Source organism: Prevotella sp. 885, from assembly GCF_002265625.1.
Classification (GTDB): Bacteria; Bacteroidota; Bacteroidia; order Bacteroidales; family Bacteroidaceae; genus Prevotella.
Genome location: NZ_NOVE01000001.1, coordinates 96,670 through 118,367 on the forward strand (window position 1 = coordinate 96,670; position 21,698 = coordinate 118,367).

Sequence of the window (21,698 nt, forward strand, 5' to 3'; positions counted from 1 at the left end):
TTTAACTATAAAATCCTATGACAATCGACCGCAAAATAATCTGGCAAGAAACGAAGGACTACTTTAACATCACTCTCGGTCTACTGCTTTACACCTTCGGATTCACCGTTTTCCTGCTACCCTACGAAATCGTAACCGGTGGTATCGCAGGTATCGGAGCCATCGTGTTCTATGCCACTAAATTCCCCGTTCAGTGGACATTCTTCATTATCAACGCCGTGCTTATCGTGGCGGCATTGAAGGAACTCGGAATAAAATTCCTTGCCAAGACCATCTATGCCACGCTGGCGATAACCGTAATGCTCGACTTGGCACAGAAGATAGTGGAAATGCCAGACGGCTCTTTCTATAAGCTGATGGGCGAAGGCAACGACTTTATGTCGCTTATAATCGGATGTATGCTCACCGGTACAGCGCTTGCTATAGTGTTCTTGAACAACGGCAGTACGGGTGGTACTGATATTATCGCCGCCGTAGTGAACAAGTACTATAACGTATCGCTCGGTAAGGGCCTCATCATGGTTGACCTCGTCATCATCGGCAGCTGTCTTGCCATCGACTCATTCGGTCCGTTCCCGCAGCGTTGTCAGATGGTGGTGTTCGGTCTGTGTACGATGTTCATAGAATGTAACATGCTCGACTATGTGATGAACGTCCAACGTCAGTCGGTGCAGTTCATGATATTCTCAAAGGAATACAAGAAGATTGCCGCTGCCATCACAAAGAAGACAGACCACACCCTTACCATTCTCGACGGACACGGATGGTATACGGGTAAGGAAATGAAGGTGATATGCCTCCTCGCCAAGAAGCGTGAGTCGGTGTTAATCTTCCGTCTTATCAAGATGCTTGACCCGCGTGCCTTCGTTTCGCAAAGCTCCGTTATCGGTGTGTACGGCGAGGGATTCGACCAGATAAAGGTGAAGGTGAAGAAACACCAGGAAGAACTGCATAAGCAGGAAATGGAGGAACACGGTCTACATGAACAAGAACAAATATTAGAAGTAAATGAAAATAGTATTCGCAACGAACAACAGCCATAAGCTCTCAGAGATTCGCTCCATCCTGGGCGACCGCTTCGAGGTGCTTTCGCTGTCAGACATAGGATGTCATGCCGACATCCCAGAAACCGCCAACACCCTTGAGGGCAACGCCATTCAGAAGGCACGTTATGTAGTGGAGCATTTCGGTTATGACTGCTTCGCCGACGACACGGGTCTGGAAGTGGCTGCATTGGGAGGCGAGCCGGGTGTCCACTCGGCACGTTACGCTGAAGGCACCGACCACGACTCGGAAGCCAATATGCGCAAGCTTCTCCAGCGCCTTGAGGGTAAGGAGGACAGAAACGCGCAGTTCAGAACAGTGATCTGTCTGGCACGTAAGGATGATGATGCCGACTATTCGCTCTTTGAGGGCACGGTGAAAGGCCGTATCGCTGAGGAGAAGAAGGGCACGGAAGGCTTCGGCTACGACCCCATCTTCGTGCCTGAAGGTCACGACCAGTCGTTCGCACAATTAGGATTGGACATCAAGAACTCCATCTCGCATCGTGCAAGGGCTGTGGAGAAGCTGGCTCGCTTCCTGAAGCGCTAAACACGCCGACACCCATCCATCAGTAATATTCAGAAACAATAACAATCCTACAATGAAGATATTCTCACTGAAGCAGACCATAAATGCCCTGACACGCTCGGTTGCTGTGTCTGTCTGCGCCGTAGTGCTCACGCTTTCGGCTATGATGACAGCGTCAACGGTAGCTGTGGCAAGCACACCCCCGATAGGCACATGGAAGACGTATATGGCTTATAGCGACATACGACATATCGTAAAGGTGGGCAACCGCGTTTACGTGGTGGCGTCCGGCGACCTGTATGTCTACGACACGTCAGACGAGAGCATCACAACGATGGACCGCAACAACGGACTGAGCGATACCGACATTAAGTTTATCTCTTGGAATGCTGCTGCCAAGCGTCTTGTCATTGTGTACAGCAACGGCAATATCGACCTGCTTAGTGAGAAACTCGACATCACCAACATCTCTGACTATTACGACAAGTCGCTCACGTACGACAAGACCATCAACAATGTCTTCACGAACGGCAATCTTACATACCTTGCCACCGGCTTCGGTATTGTGGTGGTGAACGTGTCGAACGCCACTATCGCCGATACATACGCATTGCAAGAGAAGGTGAATGCCTTGTGTATCAACAACGGTATGGTTTACGCCGCTACGGACAACGAAATCTTCAAGGGCGACATGCGCAAGAACCTTGCCGACCCGAACGAATGGGATAAGTTGGCATCAGAGGGATTCAGCTGGCTGTTCTGGATGGACGAAGGACTGGTGGGAGCAAAGAAATACAACATCTCCACCATAGCTTCTGACGGAACGGTGAAGAAGCAGGCAGGTCCTTATATGGACAATTGCGTGATGCAAAACGGACTTTTGTTTGCATGTGGAGGTAACGACACCTATTGTTACCATACAGCTTCCGACCGTGGAGGCATAGCCAAGCATCTCAATACTGTGGCTGCCGATCCGAAGGACGGATCTTTTTGGATTCACGATGACGACGGATCGCTTGCCAATATCACTTTGGCTGACGACCGCTCCTTTACCATAAACAAGACTGGCATAAAGGCAGACGGACCCGATTATAACACTTTCGGATTCATGCTTATGCGCAACGGAACCCTCTATACTTGTGGCGGACCCGGCAGTTCAACCAGCAGAGAAGGCTGCGTGCAGGTGCTCTCTCAGGATGGTACGTGGAAGATGTACAACACCAGCTTTGCCAAGGATCAGAAGTCGCCGTTTATTTCTGCATACGCCCTTGCCATTGACCCTAAGGACGAGAAGCACGTGTATGTGGCAGCCCGAACCGGACTGTACGAGTTTTACGACGGCGAGTTCCGTAAACTTTGGAACGAGGACAACAGCCCGATTACGCATGCCGATGTGAAAGAGGATGCATGGTATAAATACAATAAAGTGACGACGCTGTGTTTCCTTGACGACGGCTCGTTGCTCTGCTTCAACAGCGAGACAGCTGACGGAAAGACATCTCTGCTCTCACTCAAGGACGATAAGTGGACCGATCTCTCCAACTCCAACTTCATAGCCACGGCAGGCTTTTCCTTCCCATACGCCAAGGATATGTTCAGGGATAGCCGTGGACTGATTTGGTTCTGCAATAACAACTGGCAGACAGCATGTCTTGCCTGCTACCAGCCATCTTCCGGTGCTTCGAAGTCATACCGTTCCATTTTCAATCAGGACGGAAAGGAATACCAAATCTATTATGTCTCTTGCGTTACTGAGGACATCGAGGGTAATATATGGATAGGCACAGACGTGGGACCTCTTATGCTGCCCGCTTCGCAGATAGGAACAGACGACGACACGTTTACACAGGTTAAGATTCCGCGCAACGACGGCACCAATCTTGCTGACTACCTCCTCTCCAATGTGCCCATCTCTGCCATTTATGTGGATGGCGCCGGACGCAAGTGGTTCGGTACGTCAGGCAACGGAGTCTATCTTATAAGCGCTGACAACATACAGCAGCTTCAGCACTTCACATCCTCTAACTCTAATCTGCTTTCAGACGACATCGAGAGAATAACAGCCAACGAGCAGACGGGAGAGGTGTTCTTCGGAACAAGTGCCGGACTGTGCTCATATATGGCGGACGCCACCAAGCCGTCCGAGAAGATGACCAAGGACAATGTCTACGCATACCCCAACCCCGTCAAGCCCGACTATACAGGACTGATAACCGTCACGGGATTGACACTCAACGCTGACGTCAAAATAGTTACGTCCAACGGTACGCTTGTAGCTCAGGGACGATCCAATGGCGGAACATTCACATGGGACGGATGCGACGCAAAGGGCAAGCGTGTGGCAAGCGGCATCTACATGGTGGAGACTGCAACTGAGGACGGCGGTAAGGGCACGGTGTGCAAGATTGCCGTCATAAAATAACACCAACGAACATAACAACAAAAAAATATATGGCCAATAACAATCTTTGGACTGACAGCTACTGGCTGCTTCTGATGCAGGCCTGCAAGAAAAAGCCGGATGACATAAAGTCGCCATGGTCAAAGACTATGGTGGACCTCGCCATCGAGCTACATATTCATCCCAAGACTCTCTTCGAGAAGATGGAGCAACTGCTCGATCATAAGACTGCGTCGCTCCAGAAGATTTGGGACACATACGCCGACAATACGCGACGCCTCAACAAGGACGCCAAGCGTGTGAGGGAGATGAAAGGCTTCGGCGATGCCGACTCGTTCTTTATGGGTGTGGAAAGCATCGACTCGTTCGAGACTTTCTATCTGCCCGTCGCCGACGACACGAAGCTGACGCCAGCGTCGCTGACCATACTCATCGACCTCTACTTCATGCTTACCCCCAACACTATGGTGGAGGAAACGCCGGAGGTGGCTGACGTGGCACGCATGCTCATGCTGACCACAAAGGAGGTGGTGGAAGTGCTCGCCATATTCCAGACCTTCGACCCCATCCTTAAAAGAAAGGCTCTGCCTACGTCAGCACTCGTTGAGGCTGCACGAAGGACATGGGACGAATATGCCAACGACACACAGAATATGAACGATAAGAAGGAAAGGGCTTTGGCTTACTACCATAAGTAAAAACCTTATTGGCGTTAATAAGTCGAAGACTCTATATATAAATAACTCGCTTAAGATGGAACAAAGATTCATCCAGACACAAGAACAGAAACTCCAGCAGGTACAGCGTCTCTCACAACAGCAGATGCTGCAGGTTCATCTGCTTGAGATGCCCCTGACAGAGTTGGAAGAGAATGTCAATGCCGAACTCGACGACAATCCCGCTTTGGAGGTATCGTCTACGGAAGACGCTCTCGATAATCCCCATGACAGGGATACTGACGACAGAAGTCGCGACGACTATGGCTCCACAGACAGCAAGGCGGAAGGACGCGACGGCGATGACGACAATGGTACAGACATCGTCAGTGACGAATTCGACCGACAGAACGAACGCGAAGAACGCGAGTCGGCGCTGAATGCCGCCCTTGAGAGAATCGGAGAGGGCGACGACGACATGCCGACAGCCTCTTACCAGTACGGCGGCAACAACGAGTCTGCCGACTATGAGGAGATGGTCTATGGCAATACCACGTCGTTCTACGACCGCCTGAAGGAGCAGATGGGTGAGTTGGAGCTGACAGAGACCGACCGCGACATCATGGAGTACGTCATTGGTTCGCTTGACAGCGACGGACTGTTGCGCAAGGACAGCGAGTCTATAAGCGATGAACTTGCCATCTATCACGGCATCGACTGCACCACAGCTGATGTCGAACGCATTGTCGGAATCCTTCAGACCTTCGATCCTGCCGGAATCGGAGCACACACCTTGCAGGAGTGTCTGCTGCTCCAGATTGACAGACGCAACGACGACGAGCTGAAGCCGCTCATGAAGAAGGTGGTGACAACGCTCTTCGACGATTTCACGAAGAAACACTTCGACCGTATAAAGACCGCTCTCAACACCGATTCGTACACTGCGAAGCGCGTGATTGACGAGATTCGTCGCCTCAACCCCAAGCCGGGAGCCTCGCTTGGCGAGACCGAAGGCCGCAACATACAACAGATTACCCCCGACTTCATCATCGACACCGACGATGACGGCAACGTCACGTTCACGCTTAATGGCGGCAATATCCCCGAACTGAAGGTTTCGCCGTCGTTCACGGAGATGATGGAGACCTATCGCAACAACAGGTCGTCAATGTCGAAGCGCGATAAGGAAGCCCTGCTCTACGCCAAGGAGAAGGTGGAAAGGGCGAAGGGATATATCGATGCCATAAAGCAGCGCCGCCACACGCTCTCCGTGACGATGCGTGCCATCATCGACTGGCAGAAGAAGTTCTTCCAGGACGGCGATGAGGCAGATCTCAAACCGATGATTCTGAAGAACATCGCTGATCGCACGGGACTGGATATCAGTACCATATCGCGTGTCAGCAACGTGAAGTACGCCCAAACCAACTGGGGCACCTTCCCGCTGCGCTTCTTCTTCTCAGACGGCTACACCACAGGCGACGGAGAAGAGCTGTCCACCAGAAAGATAAAGCTTGCCCTTAAGGACCTTATCAGCAAGGAGGACAAGAAGAAGCCGCTTAGCGACGACGCCCTTACCAAGCAACTGGCAAAGCTCGGCTATCCCATCGCCCGACGCACCGTGGCAAAATACCGCGAGCAACTCGGACTGCCGATAGCCCGACTGAGGAAAGACTAAAGTCTTTAGCACAATATATTTAAGCATGAAAGAAAAGAACATTATCCTCGCAGCGCGAATACTGAGCATGGCATTCACGCCATTCTATCTGTCGCTCGTCGGACTGATAGCCCTCTTCACGTTCAGCTATCTCAGTCTGATGCCGTGGGCATACAAGCTCACCGTTCTGCTTCTTGTCTACGCCTTCACCATCCTCATGCCCTCTCTGCTCATCCATTTCTATCGTCATTACCACGGTTGGACGCTCATCGAGCTGGGCAAGAAGGAGCGTCGCGTCGTACCTTATCTTATCTCCATAATGTGCTACTTCGTGTGCTATTATGTGATGCATAAGATAAACATCCCGCACTTTATGAGCAACATTCTCATAGCGGCGCTGGTCATCCAGATTCTCTGTGCCATGATAAATATCTGGTGGAAGATATCCACACACACCGCAGCCATCGGAGGCGTGGCAGGAGCGCTGCTTGCGTTCTCCATCATCTTCGGATTCAATCCCTTGGGATGGTTCAGCGTGGTGCTTATCCTTGCAGGAATGGTTGGTTCCAGCCGAATGATTCTGCGCCAGCATTCTCTCCGTCAGGTATGTTACGGCTTCCTGCTCGGCACAGTTACGGCATACACCATAATATTGAGATTGTAAAAGCATAAACATAACATCTAAATAAACATAACAATGTCACCATTAGTCAGCATCATTATGGGCAGCACATCAGACCTGCCCGTCATGGAAAAGGCATGCAAGTTCTTGAACGACATGCAGATTCCTTTTGAAGTTAACGCTCTCTCTGCACATCGCACACCGGACGCAGTGGAAAGTTTCGCAAAAGGCGCTAAGGATCGCGGCGTCAAAGTCATCATCGCCGCAGCAGGAATGGCTGCCGCTCTGCCGGGAGTAATAGCTGCCAGCACCACGTTGCCCGTCATCGGAGTGCCCATCAAGGGTATGCTTGACGGACTGGACGCCATGTTGTCCATCATTCAGATGCCCCCGGGAATCCCCGTTGCCACGGTAGGCGTCAACGGCGCCATGAACGCTGCCATCCTCGCATGCGAGATGATAGCCCTCTGCGACGAGAATGTAGCCGCAAAGATGGCTGAATATAAGGCAGGACTGGGCAAGAAGATTGAGAATGCCAACAAGGAGCTGGCAGAAGTGAAGTTCGAGTATAAAGTAAACTAAACCATTAGGAGTTAGGAATTACGAATTAGGAGTTGGTCTTGATTCGTAATTCCTAATTCCTATTTTTTTTATTTCATCATTATGGTTGATCTCTTTAATTATCGCCGTCGTCAGTCGTCTCCCGTCAAGGTTGGCAGCATTCAGATTGGTGGCGATTCGCCTATACGCGTACAGTCGATGACCACCACCAATACCAACGATACGGAGGCATGTGTGGCGCAGGCTGAGCGCATCATCAAAGCTGGAGGCGAGCTGGTTCGCCTCACCACGCAGGGACGTCGCGAGGCAGAGAACCTCAAGAACATCAACGCCGGACTCCGTGCCGACGGTTATCTGACTCCGCTTGTTGCTGACGTTCACTTCAATGCCAACGTCGCCGACGTAGCAGCCTTGTACGCTGAGAAGGTCCGCATCAATCCCGGCAACTATGTCGACCCTGCCCGTGTCTTCAAGAAGATAGAATATACGGACGAGGAGTATGCCGAGGAACTCAAGAAGCTTGAGGACCGCTTCGTGCCGTTCCTCAATATCTGCCGCGAGCACCACACCGCCGTGCGCATCGGCGTTAATCATGGTTCGCTCTCAGACCGAATCATGTCGCGCTATGGCGACACGCCGGAGGGCATCGTTGAGAGCTGCATGGAGTTTCTGCGTATCTGCAAGAAGGAGCAGTTCGACAATGTGGTTATCTCCATCAAGGCTTCCAATACGGTCATAATGGTTCGCACCGTGCGTCTGCTCGTCAGCGAGATGGACAAGGCGGACATGCATTATCCGCTCCATCTTGGCGTAACCGAAGCTGGAGAAGGCGAGGACGGTCGCATAAAGAGCGCCGTGGGCATCGGAGCATTGCTTGCTGACGGCATCGGCGACACCATCCGCGTGAGCCTCAGCGAGGAGCCGGAGGCAGAGATTCCGGTGGCAAAGCATCTCGTCGACTATATCACGAAGCGCGAAGGACATCTCATGGTGCCCGCTACAGAGTCGGCTGAGTTCGACTGGCTCCGTCCGGAACGTCGTAAGACACGTGCCGCAGGTGGCATCGGAGGCAGCAATGTCCCCGTCGTTATTGCTTCCTACGGCAAGGACGAGAACGCCGATGACGTGGAGTTCAGCCCTGACACCACTCCCGACTACATCTATTGCGGAGCTTCTCTGCCCGCAGACCGCCGCGAGGGACAGAAATACATCGTAGACTTCAACGCCTACAAGGGCGAGCCTGACACCTTCCCCATCTTCCCATACAACGCCACACCGTTCATCGGCAGCGTTAAGGCTGACGTCAAGTTCCTCGTGCTTCAGCTCGGAGCACCCTCTGAGGAATATCTCGCCTGCCTCAAGGCCCATCCTGAAGTGGTGGTAGTGGCAGTCAGCAATCAGCAGAACCGTCTCGGCGAACAGCGTGCGCTGACCCATGAGTTGTGGACCAACGGCCTCTTCAATCCTGTTGTCTTCGCCCAGATGTATCGTCACAGCGCCGCAGAGAAAGCCGACTTCCAGCTTGAGGCAGCCGCCGACATGGGTGCGCTGATGATAGACGGACTGACGGACGGCATCTGGCTAATGAACGACGGCGACATCACCGTCCGCGACATCGCCGACACCTCTTTCGCCATCCTTCAGGCTGCCCGACTCCGCACCTCCAAGACGGAGTATATCTCATGTCCCGGTTGCGGTCGCACGCTCTACGACCTCCGCTCCACCATCGCCAAGATAAAGGCAGCGACTGCCCACATGAAGGGTCTGAAGATAGGCATCATGGGTTGCATTGTTAACGGACCTGGCGAAATGGCTGACGCCGACTACGGTTATGTAGGTGCCGGTCCCGGCAAGATTTCGCTCTACAAGCAGAAAACCTGCATAGAGAAAGCCATCCCCGAGAGTGAGGCAGTGGAACACCTCCTGCGCTTCATCGAGGAGGACAGAAAGAAGAAATAGAGTTTTTTTGAATTATTCAATTAAGTACTGAACTTGTGAAAGTTCAGTTAAGTAAAAGGCTTTATGTTAGGTCTTGCGCGAACAAGTTTCTCGCTGACCTGACATAAAGCCTTTTTCTGTTTATATATTGTCTGCTTGTGAATTACAATAAGCTGCGGGTTCCGCGGAGCGGGACCTATATCATGAAACCCACTGCAAGCTGCGAAGCAGCGCAGCTGTGGGGACATGAGATACTCCCACCCCATATAGTTCCCCGAAGGGGGACTGACGCATCCCGTATGATGTTGAGGATGATAGTCAGTCCCGCTTCGCGGAACCAAGTTAGGGTGGAGAGGATTGTTTATCCCACAGCTGCGCTCCTTCGGAGCTTGCAGTGGGTTTCTGATGAATACGTGTCCCCTCGGGACACGGCGCAGTACAAAGTTACGTATTACACGGCTCTGATTGATGTTCTCCTATGGGAGGCTGCGTGGCTACGGCGAGACGCCATAGCCTCCTATGTTTGCCTTTGCAGCTGTAAATTGCAGTTTATCGGTGAGATTATACATGAGCTTGCCGTAACTAACATAGGAGGCTGTAATTCACAACAGAATAATTCATAATCGCAGGCGAAGCCGAGAATAATTCCTAATTCAAAATTCACCGCTCGGCTCTGCCGCTTGCCTAAGCAAGAACTCCTAATTCGGACGCCTTGCCGTCCGACACAATATTTGCATTTCTAACGCTCAATACTGCCAGTTCAGCGCACAACAAAATCTTTGGTGCGAAATTCTTGAGTTTTGAGCGTTTGGAGCCAATATGCTTATACACAGCATGTTATGCGGTTTTCTGACGAAGCGTTATGAAATCAGACTCACAAACGAGCCGTTTTTTGCTGCAATAGCGCCACTTTTACACTCCAATAGTGGCACTTTTATCATGCAATAGTGCCACTTTTACTATCTAATAGTGGCACTATTGGAGTGTAAAAGAGGCTCTATTGTTAAGCATGGGTGCCGTTTGCACAGCAAAACATCGTAAAAACAGCAATCTAAATCTCTATAATCAATTTTTATTTTGTAACATGTTTTTACTCTTTGTACGATATTTGCATGGTGGATATGAAGACGTTTTTGACATGAATACGTGTGCTGAGTGGTTACTTCTATAGGGGTGCTGCTTGTAAGTTCCCCTAGAAAAGTGTTGTATTTGCTTAAAAGTTCCCCTAGAAAAGTGTATTGTTTGCTTGTAAGTTCCCCAAGAAAAGTGTACTTTTGCATTGTAAGTATCTATAAATCATTAATATAACAACAATGGAACGACATATCTATAAAAGTCTGAAGTCTTGGAAGGATTCGCCTAACCGTAAACCACTGATATTACAGGGTGCACGTCAGGTAGGAAAGACTTATATACTTAAGGAATTCGGGAAAAGAGAGTATGATGATGTTGTATATATCAACTGTGACGATAATGACGATATGAAGGATATGTTTTCTGACTACGACATAAAGCGTATTATCCGCACTCTCAGTGCCATATCCGGTATTTCAATAAAGCCATCTTCTACGCTAATAATTCTTGATGAGATACAGGAGATAAATCGCGGTCTTTCCTCATTGAAGTATTTCTGTGAGAAAGCTCCTGAATACCATATTGCTGTTGCAGGTTCATTGCTCGGAATAACACTGCATGAGGGAACGTCGTTCCCCGTAGGAAAAGTGGATATGCTATATATGTATCCTATGGATTTCGAGGAATATCTCATAGCGATGGGTAAGTCTCAACTTGTGGAGCTGCTACGCGAGAATGATTGGTCAAGTCTTTCGTCATTGCAGCAGATGCTGACAGAGCTGCTACGCCAGTACTATTTTGTAGGTGGTATGCCGGAGGCTGTCAAGGCATATATTGACCGTGGTGATATATGGGAAGTGCGCTCAATACATACAAAAATAATTGAGGCTTACCGGAATGATATGTCCAAACATGCGCCGCTACAGCAAGTACAACGTATAAACATGGTGTGGAATTCCATTCCATCACAACTTGCGCGTGATAACAAGAAATTCATATACGGCGCCCTTAAAAAGGGTGCTCGTGCCAATGATTTTGAGATAGCAATACAATGGCTCGTCGATTCAGGACTCGTACATAAGGTATATCGTATAAACAAGCCCTCCATACCGCTTAAGTTCTATGAGGATATGTCCGCTTTCAAGCTGTTTTTACTTGACTGTGGATTGTTAGGAGCATTATCAGAGACACCACCGCAACAGATTCTTATCGGTAACAATGTTTTCGAGGAATATAAAGGAGCTTTCACGGAAAACTATGTGTTGCAGCAGCTGAAGTCTGTTCCACGTACATTTGTCTACTATTACAGCAATGAAAATTCCACGATGGAGATCGACTTTGTTGTGCAGCATGACAATGAAGTAATACCCGTAGAGGTGAAGGCAGAAGAGAATCTTAGGGCAAAATCCTTACGTCAGTTTATTACGGATAACCCAGGTTTGCATGGTCTACGTTTCTCAATGTCAGGGTATCGTGAGCAGGAATGGATGACAAATGTGCCTCTATGGGCGGTTAAGTGGACGTTTCCTGAAAATCATAACTGATTTACATTAGTCTGATATGAACTTTACTTCCAATAAGATAAATCCGGCGGTTTGGGGCACTTACATTGTGCTGCTGATGCTGCCCGAGCTGCTGATGCTCAACACCAAGACGTGGTGGGATGCGCCGGTGGCTATAGTTTTTAATATTCTCTTCTATGGCGTTTTCGCTTGGCTGCTCTGCGGCTTGGCTTCGCTGACGGGACGAAGGACGGAGCGGGCATTGCATGTGGCGTTGCAGGCTGTCATGGCTGCATATAGCCTCAGCAATGTGTTTATGCTTGTAATGTTTAACCGTCATTGGGATGCCTATTCCTGGCAGTTCCTCTGCGAGACCAACAGACGCGAAAGCTCCGAGTTCGTTTCTTCCTACGTCCTCTCGCTCCCCACTCTCGTTATCCTCGCGGTATACGTGGCGCTGTTCGTGGCGGAGGTTATGGTGGGGCGCCGTGTGAAAGGCTGGCGTCTCTTTCCGAAGCGTAGGTTGTGGGCTGTGGCAGCTGGCTTCACAGGCGTGGTGATGATCGGGCAGACAGTATTCTTCGGTCCTGACGTTCAAGCCAACTACGACCGCGTGGCTAAATACCGTTCGCCGATAAAGCGTAATGCCATGTGGAACATCTGGCAGTCAGCGCTAACATACGCGGGCTTCCGCGACGAGTTTGCGCGTTGCGCACGGTCGCTGCAGGCTTATAAGGAGAAAGTGTGGTGCAGCGAGCGCGAGGCTGACTTCGTGATGATAGTAGGCGAATCGTTCAATCGGCACATGAGCAATCTCTACGACGGCAAGTACAACACCAACCCGCGGCTGAAGGCTCTCAGTAAGCAGGGCAGCCTCTTTCTGTTCAACGATGTGGTGGCGTCGGACAACGGCACCACGCAGAACTTCAAGCAGTTTCTCTCTCCCGTGGCTGTCGGCGACGGCCGCAGCTGGTGCGACGCCCCACTCTTCCCCTTCCTGCTCCGTCGCTGCGGATATAACGTGGTGTTCTACAGCAATCAGTATGCTGGTATGGAGATGGACAAGGAGTTTAATGCTTCGATGGGATTCTTCAACGCTCCGGGCATCGGTCCTTATCTCTTCGACCATCACAACACGTGCACTTACAAGTATGACATGCAGCTCGTCGATGCCTATCGTGCCAACCGCCACGACATAGAGGCTCCAAAGCGCAACTTCATAATCTTCCATCTTTACGGACAGCATGCCGCTTACGGCGAGCGCCATCCGGCTGACTTCGCCAAGTTCGGTGTGAGGAGCGTGAAGAGCAAGTTGAGGCTCAGCGACGAGCAGCGTGGCGTGGTGGCAGACTATCTGAACGCCACGCTTTACAACGACTACGTGGTGGACAGCATCATCCGCATGTTCTCGGACCGCAATGCCGTCGTGCTCTATTTCTCCGACCACGGCGAGGAGGTGTATGACTTTCGTCTGCAGCAGGGTCGCACCGACCTTAAGACGGACGTTCCTCGTGCCCTGCATTCGCAGCTCGACATCCCCTTCATGATATACGTCTCGCCGCGCTATGCCGCCACTCATCCGCAGCAGGTGGAGAGGATTAAACGCTCCCTCGACCGTCCCTTCATGACGGACAATCTCTCGCAAGTGATATTCGATTTGCTCGGGGTCCGCACATCTTACTACAGGCCGGCACGCAGCGTCATAAATGACGCGTATCGCCCGCAGAAGCAGCGTATACTGCAGGTGGGAAGGGTGTATGATTGAGAGAAGAGAGGGATGTGGTAAATGCAGTTTATTGCTGAGATGCATAAATGAGATAGCCTCCTATGTTAGCCTTGTCTGCTGTAATTTAACCCAAATCCTTCAATTTTTGTTGCAAAATTCTGTTTGCCAACTAAAGAAAATTCTCTAAATTTGCTTCTGTATAACTCATGCCAGATTATATGCTGGCATAACAACAGAAAAGAAATGAATACTCTACGATTATTTTTGCTGATGGCAGTCATGATGTGCTCACTTGCCGTCAACGCACAAGACGCTATCGCCAATGACGACAGCACAACCACTACTTCAACGGTATTGGAAAACTTTGGCTCTGAAACTATGTGCGAGAGTTTAACTTTTCAGCAACATAACGACAGCCTATTATCAGATGCTGAGTTGCTAAAAAGTATTGACAAAGGCTCTTCAGCTAAAAGGTTGAGGAAAGCAAAAATAATGAAGTGGACGGCTTGGATAGGCGGAAGCGTATTTTTTGTAGCCAGTGCATTTTGCTTACTTGGTACTGCTTACTTCTATGCATTAGATCCTACGGAAATTAATTATTATTTCGCCATAGGAGCAGCGGCATTCTTCGTAGCTAGTGTGGCATGGACCACATCTTTCCTTGTAGCAGCCCATCATCAAAAGAAAATGGCTCTTTCGGCCAACACCTCCACTCCACTCATGCAATTCAATATCACCAAAGGCAAGAATTCCGCTGTCTATGCCAACATCAACATGCTCAACGACAATATGACAAACAGAAAAGCATTAGGCCTCGGCTTTAACTTCAGATTCTAAACCCAAATCGCTGCTTTACCTCACAAAAAAACGGAGCTACAAGTCTGAAGCTTTTCCTTTAAGAAAAAACTCCTGACTTGTAGCTCCGTTATATGTTTTTTAGCCTATTCTGAGCCTACTTGAGCTTCATTTCTAGGTTCTTGCCCTCCACGAGCTGCTTGTGTGAGATGCGGAAAGAAGAGAGCTTCTTGCCTCCGATGGTCATCTCCTTGATGTAAGTCTGATCAGCCGACTTGCGGTCTGTGGTGATGGTTATGTCACCGTTAGGATAGAAGCGCGGGTCGAGATGGAGCGTCACCTTGTCGAACACCGGTGTGGTGAGCGTATAGTAAGGCGAACCGGGGTTGTCCGGATAGAGACCCATCATAGAGAAGATTGCCCATGACGACATTGTGCCGGTGTCCTCGTTGCCGGGAATGCCGTCCGGCTTGTCTGTGTAATACTTCTTGAGAAGGTCGCTGACGGTCTTCTGCGTGCGCCATTCCTCACCCTTGAAGTAAGAGAAGAGGTAGGGGTAAGCGATGTCAGGCTCGTTGGCAGGGTCGTACAGACCCTTGTCGAACACCATCTGCAGCTTATCCACGAACTTCTTCTGACCGCCCATCAGCTTGGCAAGTCCGGTTACGTCGTGGGGCACATAGAACGTATAGTTCCATGCCGAGCCTTCGTGGAAGCCTGGACAGTTCTCGAAGTTGGCGCCAGCCTCAGGATTGAAGGGAGTGAGGAACGATCCGTCCATGTTGATGGGACGCAGCGTGCCGCTCTCCTTTGAGTAGTAGTGGCGGTAGCCGAGCGAGCGCTGACGGAATAGCTTGGCGTCGCTCTTGTGTCCGAGTTCGCCAGCAAGGATAGAGAGGGCGTTGTCAGCGAGATAATATTCCAGAGCGTGCGACACGGAATTGTCGCCAGACATGTCGGCAGCATAGAAGCCGAGGGGTACGTATCCCTTGCTGACGTACGGGTCGATGTCGGGACGCATGCGGTTTTCCTTGCCCGGCAATGTGGCAGATGTGCGGAACGCCTTGTAAGCCGTCTCGATGTCGAATCCGCGCAGACCACGCATATAAGCGTCAGCTATATAAGGGATGGCAGGGTCGCCCTCCATTGTCCATGTCTCGCGAGAGAAAAGCTCCCATTTCGGCATCCATCCCCACTCACGATACATGTCAATCATTGAGTTGATCATCTCCACCTGACGGTCAGGATAGAGCAATGTCTCGAGCTGCGAGAGGTTGCGGTAAGTGTCCCAGAGAGAGAATACGGTGTAGCGGTTGCCGCTTGTCTTGCCGTTCTCAGACGATTCCATCTTAGGATATTCGCCGTTTACGTCCTGAAGGATGGTGGGATGAATCTGCGAGTGATAGAGAGCCGTATAGAACACGCGGCGCTGCTCCTCGGTGCCGCCCTCCACGGTTACCTTGTCGAGTGTGCTTGCCCACTGGTCGTGAGCCTCCTTGGCAGTAGCGTCGAAGTTGAAACCCTTCTGCTCCTTGTCAAGGTTTTCGCGAGCGTTGGCTATGGACACGAAGCTCACGCCTACCTGCACCTCCACCTGTTCGCCTTCCTCACAGTCGTAGGTCATATAGTAGCCGATGTCGTTGCCAGCCATGTCGCGTCCGTAGCCGGGATAGAGCTTATACTTGCCCTGATATTCGTCCCACTGCTTCTGCGCGTTGCCGAAGTCGGGCTGCTTCTTCCACATACCGTATGCAGCCGGTTTCTTGTTTACGCGTACCACGAAGTACATCGGGAAGACAGCCTGCGGGTTGTAGCAGAACGTGCCGAGCATACGAGTGCCCTCAAACTCCGTGTCGCTGACGCGGCGCAATGATGCTCCCACCTCGTTGGTAAGGCCGTTGCCAAGATTGAAGAGCAGGTTGCCCTTGCCCTTTGGGAAGGTGTAGCGCTCGATGGAAGAGCGTGTTGTGGCAGTCACCTCTGTGCGGATGCCGTACTTGGTGAGGATGGTGCTGTAATATCCGGGTCGTGCGGTCTCGTCCTTATATTCAGATCCGTACGAACGATAGTCGACGTTCAGCTCGCCCATTGTGGGCATGGTGAGCAGCGTGCCCATCTCAGGACAGCCTACGCCGCTGAGCGTGACGTGAGCGAAACCGGTGAAATACTTGTTGTTATATTCGTATACCGCCGACCACCAGCGCTTGTCCTTGTCGTCCTGGTTGAGGTCAGAGCCCATAACATTGAACGGCACGACGGACATCAGACCGTGCGGCATGATGGCACCAGGATTGCAGATGGAGAAATTGGTGGTTCCGATAAAGGGGTCGACATAGTCGACATTGTCCTTTGCCCCGGCGCCGAGTACGGACATAAAAGCGGCGGCGAGGAAGATATGTCTTAGCTTATTCATAAGATAAATTGTGTAATAGTAGATATGCTTATTTAGTTGCAAAAATAAAAATTATAGCTGAGATATGCAAATGTCGAGTTAAAATAAATTAAAGTGATTCAACATTTTGCCTAATACTTCGTTATTGTAGATGAGGCTACAACTTAAAATGCTAACTTTGCAGCACTGTTTTGTGTTAAAGTGCTAACTCTATAGCTTAAATTAAAATAGATATAACAACAAAAAAACGAAAGATATGAAAAAAGGAAACGTATTTGCAATCGCAATGATGGCTGGCTTGCTGACATTCACAAGCTGCGCCAGCAAGAAGGATCTCGACAACTGTCGCCTTGAGAACAGAGAGTTGACCGGCAACTATCAGGACGCCAAGGAGCAGCTCGCAGCTTCCAAGGCTCGTGTGGCTTCTCTTGAGGAGCAGCTCGCTCAGGCTAAGCAGGCTTACGCTTCGCTGCAGGGTTCGCTCGACAAGAGTCTGACCAACGCCAGCGCCAATAACGTAAACATTTCGAAGCTCGTCGACCAGATCAACGAGTCGAACCAGTACATCCGTCACCTTGTAGAGGTGAAGTCGAAGAGCGACTCTCTGAACATGGTGCTCACCAACAACCTCACACGCTCTCTGAGCAAGGAGGAGATGAAGGAAGTGGACGTTCAGGTTCTCAAGGGTGTTGTCTACATCTCGCTTGCTGACAACATGCTCTACAAGAGCGGCTCTTACGAGATCAACGAGCGTGCTGCCGAGACTCTGAGCAAGATTGCCAAGATCATCACTGACTACAAGGACTATGAGGTTCTCATTGAGGGTAATACCGACAACGTGCCTGTAAACACAAGCGCTGCCTCTATGAAGAACATCCGCAACAACTGGGACCTCTCAGCTCTGCGTGCTTCCAGCGTGGTTCAGGCTCTCCAGAACCAGTACGGTGTAGACCCGAAGCGTCTCACAGCAGGTGGTCGTGGCGAGTATAACCCTGTAACAACCAACTCTACAGAGGTGGGCAAGCAGCGCAACCGCCGCACCCAGATCATCATCACTCCGAAGCTCGACCAGTTTATGGACCTCCTCGACAAGGCTCCTGAAAACGAGTAAGAGCTCTCTAGCTTTTCTAGGCATTCTAGAGTCTCTAGCCCTTCTAGAATCTCTAGAACGCCTAGCCCCCTAAACATAATGTGCCCAGCCTAAGCCCCTGACGGAGCTTAAGCTGGGCACACTTTTTTTCTGCAGGCTTTCTTTTGGCAGAGCCTCCTCTCAGCAGCGCCTCTTATCCTTCCTTCTCGGCCTCCATATCCTTCAGCCTCTTTCTCACCTCCTCCATAATGGACGTCAGCTCCTCCACCGTATCGGCTCTTAGCATGGCTATGCGGGTCTGGCGGAAGTCGGGGATGCCCTTGAAGATGGGCGAAGCGGCGATGTGGCGGCGGGTGTGTAGGATGCCACGATACTCGTCGATGCGCTCCACGTTGATGCGCAACTGCTCAAGGAGAATGTCAATCTTGTGGTCGATGGTCAGCGACGGGTCCTCGGGACGGCCCTCCAGATAGTCCGTCATCTCCTTGAATATCCAGGGACGACCGAACGTGGCTCTGCCTACCATCACTGCGTCAACACCGTAGCGGTCGAAAGCGTTCTTTGCCTGCTCCGGCGTGCAGATGTCACCATTGCCGATAATGGGAATGTGGATGCGGGGATTGTTCTTCACCTCGCCGATAAGAGTCCAGTCGGCATCGCCGGTATACATCTGGGCACGGGTGCGACCGTGGATGGTAAGAGCCTGAATGCCACAGTCCTGCAGCGCCTCGGCGAGGTCGCAGATAACCAGTTGCTCCGAGTTCCAACCCAAGCGGGTCTTCACCGTCACCGGCGTCTTCACCGCCTTTACCACCTCACGGGTTATCTCAAGCAGCAGAGGGATGTTCTGAAGCATACCGGCACCGGCTCCCTTACCAGCCACTTTCTTCACCGGACAACCGAAGTTGATGTCTATAACGTCAGGCTTTGCCTGCTCCACGATGCGAGCCGCCTCCACCATCGAGTCGACGTCGCGACCGTAAATCTGTATGCCCACAGGACGCTCCTCGTCGCTGATGGCAAGCTTGCGCAGCGTGGCGTTGACGGAGCGCACAAGAGCCTCGGCGCTCACAAACTCAGTGTAGACCATCGCCGCGCCATAACGCTTGCAAAGATGGCGAAAGCCAATGTCCGTAACGTCTTCCATAGGAGCAAGGAAGAGAGGATGCGGACCAAATTCGATGTTTCCTATTTTCATTTCTTTTTTGTTTTTTTCTTAAATTTTCCTCTTACAAACCTCTCACACTCTCCGAGAATCTTCACTCTTGCCACCTTCATCACCACATAATAAAGCACGGCGGCTATCACCACTCTTGTGCCGAGGAGCGCCCAGAGGCTCTCTATGTGTCTTGTCAGCATATAAGCCACCCACATCACACCCGTTGCTGCTATGGCGAAAGGCAGGACGTCGCGGAGGAACATCAGATAGCCGTAGCCGGTCAGACGGCGGACGAAGAAGAGCCATACTGCCAGCCATAAGGTGTTGAGGAGCATGTATGCTATGACCATCATGTGGATGCCGAGCGGATAGAGAACCAGCATCAAACCTATCTGGACCACGCCAAGAGAGAACGTACACCAGAAGAATGTGCCAGAACGGCCCTTCGAGATAATCATGTTGGAGAACAATGTAGCCAATGGCATGGCGGCTCCAGACACACACAGAATCTGAATAAGCTCGGCGGAAGGTAGCCATTTGGCACCGAGAGCCAACTCTATGAACTCCGGCGCCACAAGTCCGAAGCCGAAAAGCAGCGGGAAAGTCACGAAGGACGTGAAACGCATCATCTTGCGGAATACGTCGAGCTGACGGCCAGGCTCGTTGCCAAGGCTCACCAGGACAGGCTGCGCCACCTGCGCCACCATGCTCTGTACGAGCGAGAAACACTTGGTGTTCCATTGGTAAGCCTGATTGTAGTAGCCCGTATCGCGGGGCGAGAAATAATGTCCCAAGAGAATATTCAGCACATTGTTGTTGACGCAGGTCATGATGGTGGTTGCAAGAATCTTGCATGAGAAACGCGCCATGCGCTTCACCGGTTCGAACGTAACGCCACGCAGCGAAGGACGCCACGGCGAGAAATGCCACTGAAGGAGCGTATTGATGGACACATACACGAGGCCCTGCGTGGCAAGCGACCAGTATGCCATGCCCATCGCTGCCATACCCACACCCACAAGGCTCGACGCGATAACGGCGAAACCGCCCGCAGCAGCCTGCTGCTTGGCACGAAGATTCTTGAAAAGATAAGCCGATTGGGCTGTGCCGAACGATGCTATGATAATGCTTAGGAAAGCATAGCGGCACAAGGGCACTACACGAGGCGTGTGATAATATTCGCCGATGAGCGGAGCGGCAAGAAACAATACCGCGTACAACGTGGACGCTACGATGATGTTAAACCAGAAAACGGAGTTGTAGTCCTCCGGCTTGGGGTCGGGAAGATTGGCGAGCGCAGTGCGGAAACCGCTGTCCTGCAATGCCGTGGCAACCAGCGAGAAAATGCTGATCATCGCCATCATGCCATAGTCGGAAGGGGCAAGCAGACGACCGAGAATGATGCCGAATGCCAAACCTACGACCTGCTGGACGCCACTGTTCAGACCGCCCCATAGCAAGCCTCTTGCCGTCTTCTCCTTTAATGTCTCCATACGTGTGTGATTATTTCCTAAATGAAGGGCAAAATTAGCTATTTTTATTGAATTATCCTAATCATTACTGCCCCAGCTGCTACGTGAAATGCTAAACTTGGGTAAAAAGTGGCAGCAAAAGGGCGCTAATCCGTCTTTTTCCACTACCTTTGCAGGATAGGCGCACACACGCATATATAAATAAGCACACACCCGTATATATTACGCATATATAACACACAAGATATATAAAAAAACACAACCAACGACAATGAATATAGCACTTATCGGCTACGGCAAGATGGGACACATGATAGAGACCATCTGCAAGGAACGCGGCCACAACATAGTTTGCATCATAGATGTGGATAACCAGCAGGACTTCGACTCTCCTGAGTTTGCCTCAGCGGACGTAGCCATAGAGTTCACTTCGCCCACAGCGGCTTACGCCAACTACCTGCGTGCCTTCAAGGCAGGCGTGAAGGTGGTGAGCGGTTCGACGGGATGGATGAAAGACCATGCCGACGACGTTAAGCGTATGTGCAAGGAAGAGGGCAAGACGCTCTTCTGGGCTTCCAACTTCTCCATCGGCGTGGCAATCTTCTCTGCCGTCAACCGTTATCTCGCTCGCATTATGAACAGCTTCCCGCAGTACGACGTACGCATGGAAGAGACTCATCACATCCACAAGCTCGACGCTCCTTCAGGTACAGCCATCACTCTCGCCGAAGAAATCATTGACGACCTCGACCGCAAGAAGGAATGGGTGAAGGGCGTGCAGCGCCATGCGGACGGCACAGTGACCGGCACCAACGACGTTCCTGTCGACGAACTGCCCATCGAGAGTATCCGCCGCGACGAGGTGCCTGGCATCCACAGCATCGTATACGACTCGGACGCTGACGCCATAACCATCACGCACGACGCACACTCAAGAAAGGGATTCGCCCTTGGAGCCGTTCTCGCAGCCGAATACACCAAGGACCACGAGGGTCTGCTTACCACAAGCGACCTCTTCAAGTTCTAAGCCTCAAGGCAATATCAAAGAGACAAGACAACAAAAGAACACTCTTACATACAC

Annotated in this window: 16 protein-coding genes; 13 read left to right on the plus strand and 3 right to left on the minus strand. The window is 51.1% G+C overall.

The genetic code is table 11. The annotated features are described in order from the left end of the window. Positions 1–17 precede the first annotated feature (17 nt). The 11 genes from CHL74_RS00350 (at position 18) to CHL74_RS00405 (ending at position 14,546) form a co-directional block, all read left to right on the plus strand. Positions 18–1,043, plus strand: coding sequence for a YitT family protein (locus CHL74_RS00350; RefSeq protein ID WP_094879139.1), 1,026 nt, complete (start codon positions 18–20; stop codon positions 1,041–1,043). Continuing rightward, positions 1,009–1,593, plus strand: a complete 585-nt coding sequence (locus CHL74_RS00355) for a non-canonical purine NTP diphosphatase (protein WP_094879140.1) — start codon at positions 1,009–1,011, stop codon at positions 1,591–1,593. Before CHL74_RS00350 ends, CHL74_RS00355 begins: the two co-directional genes overlap by 35 nt. Positions 1,594–1,645: 52 nt before the next feature. After that, a complete protein-coding gene (gene porZ / locus CHL74_RS00360; RefSeq protein WP_094879141.1) occupies positions 1,646–3,994 on the plus strand; it encodes a type IX secretion system anionic LPS delivery protein PorZ in 2,349 nt (782 codons plus the stop codon). Positions 3,995–4,023: 29 nt separating this feature from the next. Then, a complete protein-coding gene (locus tag CHL74_RS00365) occupies positions 4,024–4,671 on the plus strand; it encodes a hypothetical protein (RefSeq protein ID WP_094879142.1) in 648 nt (215 codons plus the stop codon). 55 nt (positions 4,672–4,726) lie between these two features. Next, positions 4,727–6,307 (plus strand): RNA polymerase factor sigma-54, encoded by a 1,581-nt coding sequence (gene rpoN, locus CHL74_RS00370; protein WP_094879143.1) that lies wholly within the window; start codon positions 4,727–4,729, stop codon positions 6,305–6,307. A 25-nt stretch (positions 6,308–6,332) separates the two neighbouring features. Then, positions 6,333–6,950: a phosphatase PAP2 family protein gene (locus CHL74_RS00375; protein ID WP_094879144.1), complete on the plus strand. Its 618-nt coding sequence runs from the start codon at positions 6,333–6,335 to the stop codon at positions 6,948–6,950. 33 nt (positions 6,951–6,983) lie between these two features. Then, complete coding sequence (gene purE / locus CHL74_RS00380) at positions 6,984–7,490, plus strand: 5-(carboxyamino)imidazole ribonucleotide mutase (RefSeq protein ID WP_094879145.1); 507 nt, start codon at positions 6,984–6,986, stop codon at positions 7,488–7,490. A gap of 81 nt (positions 7,491–7,571) precedes the next feature. After that, positions 7,572–9,428 (plus strand): 4-hydroxy-3-methylbut-2-en-1-yl diphosphate synthase, encoded by a 1,857-nt coding sequence (locus CHL74_RS00385; RefSeq protein ID WP_094879146.1) that lies wholly within the window; start codon positions 7,572–7,574, stop codon positions 9,426–9,428. A gap of 1,292 nt (positions 9,429–10,720) precedes the next feature. Further along, entirely contained in the window at positions 10,721–12,025 is a 1,305-nt protein-coding gene (locus CHL74_RS00395) for an ATP-binding protein (RefSeq protein WP_094879148.1), read from the plus strand. Between the two features lie 16 nt (positions 12,026–12,041). Then, positions 12,042–13,748: a phosphoethanolamine transferase gene (locus CHL74_RS00400; protein ID WP_094879149.1), complete on the plus strand. Its 1,707-nt coding sequence runs from the start codon at positions 12,042–12,044 to the stop codon at positions 13,746–13,748. A 204-nt stretch (positions 13,749–13,952) separates the two neighbouring features. Then, complete coding sequence (locus tag CHL74_RS00405) at positions 13,953–14,546, plus strand: hypothetical protein (RefSeq protein ID WP_141241183.1); 594 nt, start codon at positions 13,953–13,955, stop codon at positions 14,544–14,546. Positions 14,547–14,661: 115 nt separating this feature from the next. Here the strand turns inward: CHL74_RS00405 and CHL74_RS00410 are convergent, their stop codons facing one another. Continuing rightward, complete coding sequence (locus tag CHL74_RS00410) at positions 14,662–16,917, minus strand: GH92 family glycosyl hydrolase (RefSeq protein WP_094879151.1); 2,256 nt, start codon at positions 16,915–16,917, stop codon at positions 14,662–14,664. Between the two features lie 235 nt (positions 16,918–17,152). Here CHL74_RS00410 and CHL74_RS00415 point away from each other — a divergent pair, with 235 nt between their 5' ends. Beyond that, positions 17,153–18,007, plus strand: a complete 855-nt coding sequence (locus CHL74_RS00415) for an OmpA family protein (RefSeq protein WP_094879152.1) — start codon at positions 17,153–17,155, stop codon at positions 18,005–18,007. Positions 18,008–18,179: 172 nt separating this feature from the next. On the opposite strand, the gene dusB is transcribed toward CHL74_RS00415, so the two are convergent. Then, on the minus strand, positions 18,180–19,184 hold the full coding sequence (gene dusB, locus CHL74_RS00420; protein WP_094879153.1) for a tRNA dihydrouridine synthase DusB: 1,005 nt from the start codon (positions 19,182–19,184) through the stop codon (positions 18,180–18,182). Further along, positions 19,181–20,638, minus strand: coding sequence for a lipopolysaccharide biosynthesis protein (locus tag CHL74_RS00425; RefSeq protein WP_094879154.1), 1,458 nt, complete (start codon positions 20,636–20,638; stop codon positions 19,181–19,183). The genes dusB and CHL74_RS00425 overlap by 4 nt, the downstream gene beginning before the upstream one ends. A 250-nt stretch (positions 20,639–20,888) precedes the next feature. On the opposite strand from CHL74_RS00425, the gene dapB reads away from it, so the two are divergent. Further along, complete coding sequence (gene dapB / locus CHL74_RS00430; protein WP_094879155.1) at positions 20,889–21,644, plus strand: 4-hydroxy-tetrahydrodipicolinate reductase; 756 nt, start codon at positions 20,889–20,891, stop codon at positions 21,642–21,644. Positions 21,645–21,698 lie beyond the last annotated feature (54 nt).